This window comes from Heyndrickxia oleronia (genome assembly GCF_017809215.1).
GTDB lineage: Bacteria > Bacillota > Bacilli > Bacillales > Bacillaceae_C > Heyndrickxia > Heyndrickxia oleronia.
Genome location: NZ_CP065424.1, coordinates 1,882,799 through 1,895,095, shown reverse-complemented (window position 1 = coordinate 1,895,095; position 12,297 = coordinate 1,882,799). Strand labels below are relative to the sequence as shown.

Here is a 12,297-nt window from a genome sequence, read left to right as displayed (position 1 = left end):
TTTGTAACGTACCTTTTTTAGCGCATAATTTATTTCTTTCCAACATTCCCCTGAATTAGCCATGCAGCACCAATTACACCTGCATCATTCCCTAAAGTGGCTAAATCAATACGTGTAGATTGAGCAACAGTTGAGAATGCAAATTTTTGAAAATAACGAATTAACGGATCTAATAATGTTTTCCCTGCTCGTGATACGCCACCACCAATAATTATTTTTTCAGGATTAAATACATTCCCTACATTCGCCAATGCAATGCCTAAATAAAATACAACTCTATTTACAATTTCATTTGCCAGTATGTCGCCTTCTTCTACACAGTCAAATACATCCTTAGCAGATAATTTTCCATTTTCAGAATAGATGTCCTTCAATAATGAATCATTTTCATATGCATGAATAGCTTCAGTAGCCAATCGTGATATTCCTGTTGCTGAAGCAATAGTTTCTAGGCAACCTGTTTTCCCACAATTACAAGGAGCTCCATTCTCTGGGATAACCGTAATATGGCCGATTTCACCAGCTGCTCCTTTGATACCTTGAACGATTTTTCCATTAGTAATAATTCCACCACCAACACCTGTTCCTAATGTCACACAAACGATATCTTTAGCGCCCTGTCCAGCACCTTTCCACATTTCTCCTTGAGCTGCGCAATTTGCATCATTATCAATTACTACTGGCAGTCCAGTTAATTGTGTTAATGTGCGAGAGATTGGATAATTATTTTCCCAGCCAAGATTGACTGCTTCATAAATAATTCCTTCCTCTAAATTTACTGCACCAGGAGCGCCCATTCCAATTCCCTTAAGAATTTCTTTCCCTACATTTAGTCTACCTAATTGTGTAACAATTGACTCAGAAATATTTTTTAAAATATTTTTTCCGGCATCGGTATTATCTGTATCAATTTCCCACTTATGTATAATATCCCCATTTTTGTGAATAAAAGCTAGTTTAGTAGTAGTACCTCCTAAATCCACACCTACAATCCATTGTTTTTCCATCCCAATCTCCCCCATTTACCATAATTCATTTTTATTTTTTTCTTGTCTTAAAACTAAGATTGCTCGTTGAAATATTTCTTTCTCGATTAATCCTAATTTGTATAACTCTTTAACTTCCATTTCCATTAATTCTATATCAGCATTTCGATTTCCTACGTAAATGATGATGCCAAATTTTTTTAATAATTGTTGTACATCATAAAATGTCTTCAAATCCACACCCTCTTGACTTCAACCGGATTCTAATCATAAATCAGTATATTAGATATTGTTCGGATGAACAAGTTTCAGAAAGATAAATTTGAGCTAAACAAACATAAATAAAAAATGGTGATCGTATAGTAGATTAAAGGGACAAGCAAAAGGTTGGGGAGATTCAATGAAACGAGAAAAACAAAAAATCGGATGGGTGATTCTACTTATAACAATTCTAATCTTTGTATTAAAAGTAACTCTATCACCAGTTAAAGAGACAATTATTTTCTTTCCGCTCCATAAAGAAGCACAATTTATTAAAGCGGAATCACAGTTAAATGTTACAACTTCAAAAATCAGTCCTTATAAATATAATCTTACCTATCATCTCTACTCAGAATTGGATCGATCAGCTTATTTAAGACAGGATATAGGATTACTGTATCGAAATGGCAAACTTGCAACGATCATTGGACTTAAAAATTGGAAGCAATATTCAGCTAACCTGAACCAGAATGATTTGATCAAGGATAATGACACAGCTTTCTACCAAGCAATTTCCTACCATTATGGTGAAATACAGGAGAATAGCAACATTACTAGTGTTCAAACAATGTCTATGGATTCACTATATGTTATTAAATCAAAGTACAGTCAAACATTTAACTCTTTTCATATTCCCCAATCAGAATTAGAAAAGGAGTGGGAGGATACATTAAAACCATATATTGATAATCAATTAAATGCAATTTGGAATAAAGGAATGAAAGAACTAGATATTAATCGTCATCAATATAATTTAGTTATCCCACTGACTGAATTATCCACCTATAAAGATAAACCATTGCCTGGGTTTACTAAGAGAAAATCAGAGGAAATGATCGGGAAGTTATGGGAAGGGATATATAAGAATTACCTGTTTGGAATAAAAACAGAAGAAGGTACGTCCATTAGTCCTTATGGAAGTACCATTCCTCTATTATTATTTAATCGAGATAAAACGGAAATTTTAGTACTGATTATCACAAAAGATTTTCAGCCTATAATTTTGAAACAACTGATTTAATCTTCTAATTGATTCAGTTGTTCAAGATATTCTTTATACTTTTTATCATCTGATATTCGAATTGCCTCTTTTAAATGCTGTTTAGCCTTTGTAATATTTCTATCATCTTGATAATAGATTAGTGCTAAATTAAAGTGGGCTTCATGGAAATCAGGTTTTAATTGAATTGTTTTTAATAAATGCTTTTTAGCATCTTCAGTTTTATTAAGCTGTAACTCGGTATATGAAAGCTGGAAATACGTTAATGCATCTCCTTTTCCTGTCTTTTCAAAATTACTTAATCGTTCATATATTTTTTCATAGTTTTGTCCTTTTTGAATTTCATGCTGAGCCCAGCTATTTATACTTGTTGCTGTTTCATTATGGTAGCCAAAATATAATGAAACTGCAGTGATGATCATTGTTAAAATAAAAGCTCCGATCTGAAGCAGCACTTTCCGCTTTTTTGGAAAAAATACGATAGCTGAAGCAACAAATCCTCCAAGGAGACCTCCAATATGTGCAGAAAGATCAATAACTGGGACAGTAAAGCTAATAACCAGATTTAATATTAGGACAACAATAACATTTGTCCCCATCGTTCTAAAAAAGATCTTAGGATTAGTAGCACCTATAAATAGTAATGCACCAAAACATCCATAAATTGCACCACTCGCTCCTGCAGATATTTGATCACTAAAAATGAAACTAGCTAATACACCAGCGAATCCTGAAAAAAGATAGATCAATATAAAACGAATTCTACCATAGACTCTTTCAACAATTGTACCTAGAAAATAAATAGCAATTGAGTTCATAATCACATGTGAAAGTCCAATATGAAGAAAGATTGGTGTAATAAATCTCCACCATTCTCCTTCCATAATCGCAGGATTATACTTCGCACCATATTTGATTAAATTCTCAATATTTGTACTTCCACCAGTTATCTCTAAGAGAATAAACATAATGATCTGGATAACTAAAAAAGCATATGTAAAAAACGGCTTCCCATTATTAAAAAACTGTTGTTCTTGTTGAGAGCTTTCTACAGCTTTGTTTAATGCAGCAGATTTTATAGCTAATATCTCCTGATCATCATATTCATCTTTAAGCTGAATGGCTGATGGAATATTGATGATACTTCCAAAACTATTCACTTCTTTGTCAATAATCACACTATGAACAGTTGTTTTTTTATTCACCTGAAGCGGATGACGAATATATGATTCATATTCATCTACAGGTGTGTATTCACTAATATAAAGGTTTAAGACAGTTAATTCCCTTTTCATTAGATGTTTTCGTACATTTTCTGCTCTTACAGCAGTATGCTGGATATCACGTTGAAGCTTATTTCCCCAATCAAGATCATAGCGCAATAACCGAATGACTTGAGCATCTTTTTTTGAAGTATTTTCAAGCCATAATTCATCATGCCGTTCACTAATTTGCAATAATGAATAATTTTTTTCTATTATAAAATAATGGGCTAATCTCCAAAATAAAAAATCCTCTCTACTACTCAATCAAGCTCCTCACTCTCTATTTTTTCTTTTACTGTTTTTTTCTATTTATGTATAATCAACAACAACATTTTATATAACTATAACGAAAAAACAGACCAACTGTAAAGGAATCTCCATTGTCTACAGCTTGTCTGTCTGCAATTTAAATATTTTTTTATCGGAAAGCACTCTCCATAAATTTGGATTTAACTCCTGGAATGCTCATTACCACTCTAATAGCTATTTTTCTAAGCCAGTAGCTACCCATTACAACATTTAATAATTTATATCTATACTTGAACACACTATAAATAAAAACTCCTGATAGCAACCACTTAAACAAGGTTTTCATCAGCATTCCTCCCATATCAAGTGTCAATGTTTATCAAGTATAGTGTGTGAAGGAAGACATCATTTTATCCAAAGTTTGAACTATCTGCAAATAATCTTATTACTTTCCGTAATAATGATATCTACCGGTATATCATGATCCTCTATCGGCAAATTTTCTTTTATTTGTTCACTAAAAGCTAAGGAAATTTTACTTCCTTCATATTTAAGTAAAAAACGATCATAATATCCACCACCGAATCCTAAACGGTAACCTTCCTTAGTAAAGGCTAATCCTGGGACAATGATTAAGTCTAAGTCTGTTTTCTTTATTTCACTCGCTCCATCTATTGGCTCATAAAGTCCAAAGTATACACTTTCTAACTGAGTAAAAGAAGTAATCTGTTTAAAGACCATTTCCTTTGTTTGAGGTACACACTTAGGAACTGCCACCTGTTTTCCTATATCCCAAAGGTGACGAATAATTTGCCAAGTATCAACTTCAGGGAAACGGGATATTGTAATCGCAATCGTATTTGCTTCTTTAAATTCCTTAAGTTCTTTCAAGCGTTTCGAGATAACATAGGAATTTTGTTCATATGTACACCGATTCAATGTGTCTAGGCTTTTCTTATACTTTTTTCTAAGTTCACTTTTTTCCATCATCCCCACACCCACCTTTTATCATTCAAGAAAATACCCTAATATAAGAAAAAAGCAGCGGGATAGCCCAGCTGCTTACTTTGTTTCGCGATGTGCAGTTACACGTTTTTCTCTAGGACAGTATTTTTTAAGCTCAATACGGTCCGGATTATTACGCTTGTTTTTTGTTGAGATATAGTTACGCTCACCGCAATCTGTGCAAGCTAAAGTTATATTTACACGCATGTCTTTCCCTCCAAACTTCATTGCATTCATCACTATTCATACGACTTTTCTATAATATCATTTTTCTTATGGAAATGCTAGTCCGTTTTTATTTCCTTTTCAAGAAGAATAAAAAGTTTTGATACTTGAAGAACCTTCCAGAATAATAATACATCATAATTATGGAAGAAACCGTTTGTTTATGCTATAAATGAAAAGGAGCAAAAAATTGAAAGGGTGAGTATATGAGTGCATTAATTATTTTGCTGCTCATTTTGTCCATTATATTATTTATCGTATCCTTTTTTCAAAAGGATCAATCATCAAATGTAAAGAAAGAATTGGACGATCTTTCTATGAATCTATATCAAGAAACCTATCAAATGAATAAACGAATTAAAGTTTTAGAGGAAGAACTTCTTGTTGATGATCAATTGATGAAAAAAGAGCTATCAAAATCGGACAAGCCTATTGTCAATGAAATATTAAGGAACCAAGTAATTGCTTTATTTAAGCAAGGTTTAAGCGTTGAGCAAATATCCAAACAATCCGCTTTAGCTCAAGCAGAAGTAAAAAATGTGATTGCTAACTTTTTAAACCAGTAAGAAGGCGGGTGAAATACATATGGGCAAACAAATAACGAGAGCCTTCGCTGCAGGTCTTTTACTTTCAGCCATACTCATCCTAATTTTTAAACCATTTGATTCTGGTGACAAGGAAGCGGCTGTAAAAAAAGGCTATGTCCAAGTTAAAGAAACTGAATATAATCAAATGAAAAAAGAAAAAACAGAATGGGAAGAAAAGTATAAGGCCCTTTCAGCGAAGAATAAGGAAACTTCAGTAAAACCTAAGGATGATAAGTCAAAGACAAAATCCGATAAAACTGAAAAAGAACCGAAAAAAGATACAACAAAAGATACAGCAAAGAAAGAAACAACTAAAGAACCAATTGTAAAATATCAATTAACAATAAAAAAGGGAATGACTCCTAACCAAATAGCAGAAAAGCTAAAGGCAGCAAAAATTATTGATCATCAAGGAAATTTTGTTGAGTATTTAATTAAAAATAAATATCATGAAAAAATCCAACTTGGTGACTTTAATGTAACAAATGAAATGGATTATAAAGAAATTGCTGTTATTATTACAAAAGGTAGATAACGTAAATGAAAGAAACCACCTAGATTGAACTGCGCCCTAAATTTCGGACAGTTTAATAAAAGTAACCCTGCTATTTAAGCAGCGATTAGATGACTTCGGTATTCTGCCGGAGTCATCTTTTTTAAATTCCATTGTCTTCTTGATGCATTATAGAAAATCATATATTGATTAACTAATTGTTTTAGTTCTTCAAATGTATGAACTTCTTTATAGTCCATTTCATCTTTCATATGTCCAAAGAAGGATTCCATTGGTGCATTATCGATACAGTTCCCTCTACGTGACATAGATTGTTTCAAATTCATCTGTTTCACCCTTTTTTTTGAAATTCTGGATGCGTGTAATGGAAACCTTGATCAGAGTGTATCATGGCTTCTGGATGTATATTATTCCCTAATTTCTCTTCTAATTTTGCTAGAGTATTGTAAACAATCGACATTTTCAATGTTTGTGATAATTCATATGCCACTATTTCACGTGTAGCGACATCCTTAACACAGGATAGATAGGCTGTTTTTCCTCGATACTTTAAATAGGTAATGTCAGTTAAAAATACTTTTTCCGGCTCGTCTTGTGTAAATTCACGGTTTAATCTATTTGGTAATGTCTTATGTTCTTGAGTAGCTTTTGCAATATTTTTATATGGGTTTGCACGTCGCACTTTCGCAAAGAAATTATACTTGCGCATTAGACGGCGTATTTTCTTTGGGTTCATTGGGTTTTCAAGTAATTCACATACTTTCATATAAAGTCCACGATAGCCAACTTTCCCTTTGAATGCATCATAGATGCACTTTAAAAAGAGATAATCCTCATAATCATTGTTCTCTCGAATGGCATGTTTTTCAGTATTCCGCAGCCATGCATAATAACCACTGCGACTAACATGTGCGACAGTACATAGCTCAGAGACACTATTGATTAGTTGATATTTACGAATTACTTCATTGATGACTGCGTATTTTTCATGTGGAGCTACTTGTGTTTCTTCGCCTTCCTTTCGAGTTCCTCTAGCTTTTTTAGTAATTCAATTTCAGCTTCGAGATAACGAATACGAGCCTCTGCTTTTTCTAGCTTCTTATCAGCGGATAACTCACTAGTTGTTGGTCTTCCCGTACTTCCTTTTCCTCTACGTTCTTCCAAAACCATTTTCTCCATATTGATTAAAAGTATTTCTCCAACGCTTCAAAGCTGATTTAGCTTTTTAGGGCCAATCATTTCAAGATCAAACCCATTTTCTATAAAGATTTGAGTAGGTCCTTTCCCAGCTAAGTTCTCATTTACTGCTTTAATTTTAAATTCAGGTGTATATTGAATCGCTCGGTCAGATACTGAAGCAACATTGGGATTGGCTTCTAATAGTTGACGTTGATGTTCATTAAAATAGATTTTACTCATAAGATAACTCCCGTTCAAATTAATTATGTTAAGTATAACGGGCTTTTCCCATAGAAAAAACCCCGAATAGGGCACTTTTTTTTAAGTGTCTACTATTCGGGGTTCAGTTCAGATTACTCTAGGTGGTTTCTTTTTATTAGAAAAATAGCATAAGTTTTGAATATGAGTTTCTATTTTTTAATGAACCATTTGCATTGTTTAAAATTATTTCATAGTTTAATTTAAGATATTCAAAACTATTCTGATTGATCCTCTGTCGTATTTGCTTGTTTTTTTGCATCGTCTATATTTTCAACTTTATTTGTTGAGCTTGATTTAGTTAATCCTTCTTTTGCACGTTTTTCTTTTAATTCAAAATATGCTTTAAAAACTTCGTCAGCAATTTCAAGATTTACGTGTGTTTTATCAGTAGTTGACCAAGGTAAAACGACTGAAAGTGCAATTTCTGGATTATCATATGGGGCATAGCCTACAAAAGTCAAGTTATATAACATAGGATGAACAGGTAACGGTCCGTCATAAAGTGCTTGGGCTGTTCCAGTTTTACCAGCAATTTTATATTTTTTATTTTTTATCGTTGCATATCCTGTACCATTAGGATCATTCACGACTAATTTAAAACCATCTTGTACCCTTTCAATCCATTCGGTCTTCATATCCACTTTATTCAACACTTTGGGTTGGATTTCTTGAATTACAGGACCCATCTCATCGATTTTTTCATTTGGCTCACGAACTTCTTTTCCTATATGAGGTTGAATTCGGTAACCCCCATTGGCAATTGTAGAAACATATTGAACAAGCTGAAGTGGTGTATAAGTGTCATACTGTCCGATGGCAAAGTCCAGAACTTTCCCTGACTCTGGAGGTATTTGACCAGCACCATACCCTGTTTGTTCTCCAGGTAAATCAATACCTGTTTTAATCCCTAAACCAAATTGTGCAAAATTCATCCGAAACTTATTTATTGCATCAATTTTATCAATGCTTAACTTTCCATGCGGAATATAATTTTGCTGTCCTCCAATTTTCATTGCAGTTTTAAACATATATACGTTGGAAGATTGTTTTAGTGCAGTTAAGTCATTTATACTTCCCATCGTCTTCCATGATTTTTTAACCTTTGTTCCAGCTAAATAAACAGGTTCATCTCTAATTACTTCACCCGGATGAATTGCTCCTGTTTGATATCCAGTTAATACAGTTGCACCTTTAACGACTGAACCAGCTGAATAAGAAGTAGTCATATTTCCTAAAGCAAAATCAGCAACATCAGTAGAACCCGTTTCTTTATCACGAATATATTGCTTACCTGCCATTGCTAAAACTTCACCAGAATTAGGATTCATTACTGAAACAAATGCTCGATCTATATAGGGTTGGCCAATTTTTGCCTTTGCTAATTTTTCCTTAATTATCTTTTCAACCGCTTGCTGGAATTCGATATCTATGGAGAGTACGAGATCATCTCCTCGTTTACCTTCCCTTATAACATCTGATTCTAATACATTTCCCGCCTTGTCTGTAACATTTTTCACTTTCTCTTTTCGACCCTGTAGAACATCCTCGTATTGATATTCTATGTAACTTTTTCCTACTCGATCGTTTCGACTATAATCTCTTGCTAAGTAGTAATCAACAAGTTCTTTTGGCAAGCCCTCTTTAGAACTGGAAATTTTGCCAATCACAGACCCAAGAGTTTCATTGCCAGCTTCGTCCTTATAAACATTATATCGATCCCAATCAGTAGTCGTATTGACACCAGGTAGTGAATCAAGATTTTCACTAACAATGGCATATTCATCAGGTGAAACATTTTTATTTTTTATTATTTGTGGAGAAAGAGGATATCCTCCAATCATCTCACGATAGATTGCTAATACCTCTAACTCTTGCTTTGAAAAAGAATTGATTTCATCATCTGTAATTCGATCAAGTGTTAGTTTATAGATCTTTGTATTATCATTTTTAAGTTTTTCTTTTTCAGCCTTTGTAACTTTTTCGTCAGCCTGTTTCGGATGATTTAAGATCCAAAAATCTTTTTTATCTCTAACAGTTATTGCCTTAAAGTCTTCTTCTGTATCTTTTTTTATAATCTTTGCTAAATCCTTTGCAACTTTTAAAATATCCTCTTGCTTAATATTTTGTGGTCTAGTATATGTAATCGCATTTAACGGTTTATTACCAACTACTAATTTACCATTACGATCTAAGATTTTACCACGTGGTACAGAGGTATTTACCGTTACATTCTCTTTTCTATCAATTTCCCGTTTATAATCATCACCATATACAATCTGAACGATTCCTAAGCGAAGAATGAGGACAGAAAAAAGTATAAAGACAACAAAAAAAAGAATATTCATTCTTAAGCCGACAAACGCCTTTTTTTTCTTTTTCGTTTTCTTCAATAGACAAATCCCTCCCACTTTTCTACATCACTCTACATTGTATAGGAAAAGAGGGAGAAATTCTATAAATATAATGAAGAAATAAAAGGAAAAATGTAAAAAAATAATGAAACTTTTTTCTTAGCTATTCCTCGATGGTTTCTTCATTTTTAGTTGTATCCGTTTGTTTTTTTATTGTTTGTATCGTAGTACTGTTCTCCATTTCACCACGATTTTTCTTTAGGTCAAAATAGGCTTTAAATACTTCATCTGCTATAACAAGATTAGGTGAAAAATTCTTATCTGTAACAGACCACGGAACGACAACAGAAATGGCCACCTCAGGATTATCATAGGGTGCATAACCAGCAAACGTCAGGTTCCAAAGCATCGGATGACCTGCTTTTGGTCCGTCATATTGTGCTTGTGCTGTACCTGTTTTCCCGGCAATTTTAAATTGCTTATTTTTAATCATTCCATAACCTGTTCCTAATGGTTCATTAACGACAGAAATTAGTCCTTGCTGTACACGTTCAATCCATTCTGTTTTCATGTCTAGTTTATTTAATATCTTCGGACTAATTTCCTGTATAATTGGACCTAATTCACTCATATGCTCTCCTGGTTCACGAATTTCCTTAGCAAGATGTGGCTGAATCCGATACCCTCCATTAGCAATAGTAGAAATGTATTGTACAAGCTGGAGAGGTGTATAGGTATCATATTGTCCAATGGCAAAGTCTAATACTTTCCCTGGTTCATCAGGTATTGCTCCTCCGTAACCAATCTGTTCTCCCGGCAAGTCAATTCCTGTTTTAACACCTAACCCAAATTGCGCAAAATTATGACGGAACTTTTTTAATGCTTCTACTTTATCAATATAAAGAGGTCCATTCGGGATGTAGGTTTGTTGCCCCCCTATTTTCATCGCTGTTAAAAACATATAGACATTTGACGATCTTTTTAATGCGTAAAGATCATTTATTTGACCAAATCCACTCGTATTCCATGAACTTTTTTTCTTCGTATCTTTAAAGTATAAAGGGCGATCCTCCAGATAAGTGTTAGGAGCAATTGCACCTGTTTGATATCCGGTTAACACCGTAGCAGCCTTGACAGTGGAACCCATCGAATAAGATGTGATCATATTTCCTAATGCAAAATCAACCATTTGGTTATTACCTGTCTTATCTGCCTCCAATAACTTCCCACCCAAAGCTAGTATTTCACCCGTATTAGGATTCATAACAGTCACAAAAGCCCGATCTAAGTATGGTTGACTTGCGGTCTTATGTTTCATAATTTCTCGAGAAATAATTTCCTCTACTTTTTGCTGAAGCTCCATATCTATTGAAAGAACAAGATCATTCCCTCTTTTTCCTTTCCGTAGGACATTTGATTCAACCACATTTCCTTGTTTATTCGTTACATTATTAATTTTTTCCTTTTGTCCTCTCAATATCTCTTCATATTGATATTCTAAATAGCTTTTACCGACTCGATCATTGCGGCTATAGCCAATGGCTTCATAATAGTTTGCTAATTCACGAGGTAACCCCTCTTTAGAGGTTGTTATTTTTCCTAGTACTGATGCGAGTGGTGCATATCCATTTTCTTGTTTATAAGTATTATAACGATCCCAATCTGTCATCGTATTGACACCGGGAAGTACATCTAAATTCTCTGCAATAATAGCCATTTCTTCTTTCGTTACATTTTTATTTTTAATAATTTGTGGCGATAATGGGTAACCACTCATCATTTCTCGATATATAGCAAGCACTTCCAGCTCTTTTTCAGTGAAAGACTGGATTTCCTTTTTGGTAATTCTTTTAAGAATTAATTGATATATTTCCTTATCATATTCGTTTTTATCGAGTTTTTTCTTCTTTAACATTGCTTCATCTAAAGGTGAAACCTTTGCTTGTGCCTCTTTAGGATGTTTTAAAATCCAGAAGTCTTTTCGATCCCTCTCCGTTATGGCTTTTATATCTTCTTCAGACTTTTTATTGATCATCCTAGCCAATTTTTTAGCAATTTCTAGTATTTGTTCGGTTTCAATTGATTGTGGTCTAGTATAAGTGATGGCATTAAGAGGTTGATTCCCAACGATCAAATATCCATTTCGATCAATAATCTGACCCCGAGGGACTGGTATCGAAATGATTACATCTTGTGTTTTCTTAATCTCATTTTTGTATGTGTCCCCATAAACAATTTGAACAATACCTAAACGAAAGATCAACAAAGAAAATAATAGAAAAACAATAAAAAAAAGGATATTCATTCTAATAGGAATATAAACTTTTTTTTTCTTACTCATTTTTTCACCACTTTCTCTTAATCCCTTTCTTATATTGTAAAAGAAAAAACGGTGAAATAGTATTAAAATTTAG

The 12,297-nt window shown here is 33.4% G+C and carries 11 protein-coding genes and 1 pseudogene; 3 read left to right on the top strand and 9 right to left on the bottom strand.

Going from position 1 to position 12,297, the window contains the following annotated elements; genetic code table 11:
• Nucleotides 1–29: 29 nt before the first annotated feature.
• Nucleotides 30–1,007: an ROK family glucokinase gene (locus tag I5818_RS09465; RefSeq protein WP_078110805.1), complete on the bottom strand. Its 978-nt coding sequence runs from the start codon at nt 1,005–1,007 to the stop codon at nt 30–32.
• Between the two features lie 15 nt (nt 1,008–1,022).
• On the bottom strand, nt 1,023–1,220 hold the full coding sequence (locus I5818_RS09460; protein WP_078110806.1) for a YqgQ family protein: 198 nt from the start codon (nt 1,218–1,220) through the stop codon (nt 1,023–1,025).
• A 166-nt stretch (nt 1,221–1,386) separates the two neighbouring features.
• Between I5818_RS09460 and I5818_RS09455 the strand changes: the two genes are divergently transcribed.
• Complete coding sequence (locus I5818_RS09455) at nt 1,387–2,268, top strand: hypothetical protein (RefSeq protein ID WP_209391896.1); 882 nt, start codon at nt 1,387–1,389, stop codon at nt 2,266–2,268.
• Here the strand turns inward: I5818_RS09455 and I5818_RS09450 are convergent.
• The 4 genes from I5818_RS09450 to rpmG all read right to left on the bottom strand — a co-directional run bounded on the left by I5818_RS09450 (nt 2,265) and on the right by rpmG (nt 4,973).
• Nucleotides 2,265–3,776, bottom strand: coding sequence for a rhomboid family intramembrane serine protease (locus I5818_RS09450; protein ID WP_078111440.1), 1,512 nt, complete (start codon nt 3,774–3,776; stop codon nt 2,265–2,267). The genes I5818_RS09455 and I5818_RS09450 overlap by 4 nt on opposite strands.
• 154 nt (nt 3,777–3,930) lie before the next feature.
• Nucleotides 3,931–4,107 (bottom strand): hypothetical protein, encoded by a 177-nt coding sequence (locus tag I5818_RS09445; protein ID WP_158022210.1) that lies wholly within the window; start codon nt 4,105–4,107, stop codon nt 3,931–3,933.
• Nucleotides 4,108–4,187: 80 nt separating this feature from the next.
• The gene (locus I5818_RS09440; protein ID WP_078111441.1) at nt 4,188–4,751 is read right to left on the bottom strand and encodes a 5-formyltetrahydrofolate cyclo-ligase; all 564 of its coding nucleotides are present in this window, start codon (nt 4,749–4,751) and stop codon (nt 4,188–4,190) included.
• Between the two features lie 72 nt (nt 4,752–4,823).
• A complete protein-coding gene (gene rpmG / locus I5818_RS09435) occupies nt 4,824–4,973 on the bottom strand; it encodes a 50S ribosomal protein L33 (RefSeq protein WP_058002175.1) in 150 nt (49 codons plus the stop codon).
• A gap of 224 nt (nt 4,974–5,197) precedes the next feature.
• On the opposite strand from rpmG, the gene I5818_RS09430 reads away from it, so the two are divergent.
• Both I5818_RS09430 and I5818_RS09425 read left to right on the top strand, forming a co-directional pair.
• Nucleotides 5,198–5,557: a hypothetical protein gene (locus I5818_RS09430; RefSeq protein ID WP_058002174.1), complete on the top strand. Its 360-nt coding sequence runs from the start codon at nt 5,198–5,200 to the stop codon at nt 5,555–5,557.
• Nucleotides 5,558–5,576: 19 nt separating this feature from the next.
• Entirely contained in the window at nt 5,577–6,113 is a 537-nt protein-coding gene (locus tag I5818_RS09425) for an endolytic transglycosylase MltG (protein WP_058002173.1), read from the top strand.
• 74 nt (nt 6,114–6,187) lie between these two features.
• Here the strand turns inward: I5818_RS09425 and I5818_RS09420 are convergent.
• The 3 genes and pseudogenes from I5818_RS09420 to I5818_RS09410 all read right to left on the bottom strand — a co-directional run bounded on the left by I5818_RS09420 (nt 6,188) and on the right by I5818_RS09410 (nt 12,224).
• Nucleotides 6,188–7,511 (bottom strand): annotated as a pseudogene (locus I5818_RS09420) (IS3 family transposase).
• Between the two features lie 236 nt (nt 7,512–7,747).
• Nucleotides 7,748–9,922 carry a peptidoglycan D,D-transpeptidase FtsI family protein gene (locus I5818_RS09415; RefSeq protein WP_276514095.1) on the bottom strand — a complete coding sequence of 725 codons (2,175 nt, stop codon included), beginning with the start codon at nt 9,920–9,922 and terminating at the stop codon, nt 7,748–7,750.
• A gap of 124 nt (nt 9,923–10,046) precedes the next feature.
• Nucleotides 10,047–12,224 (bottom strand): peptidoglycan D,D-transpeptidase FtsI family protein, encoded by a 2,178-nt coding sequence (locus I5818_RS09410; RefSeq protein WP_078110238.1) that lies wholly within the window; start codon nt 12,222–12,224, stop codon nt 10,047–10,049.
• Nucleotides 12,225–12,297 lie beyond the last annotated feature (73 nt).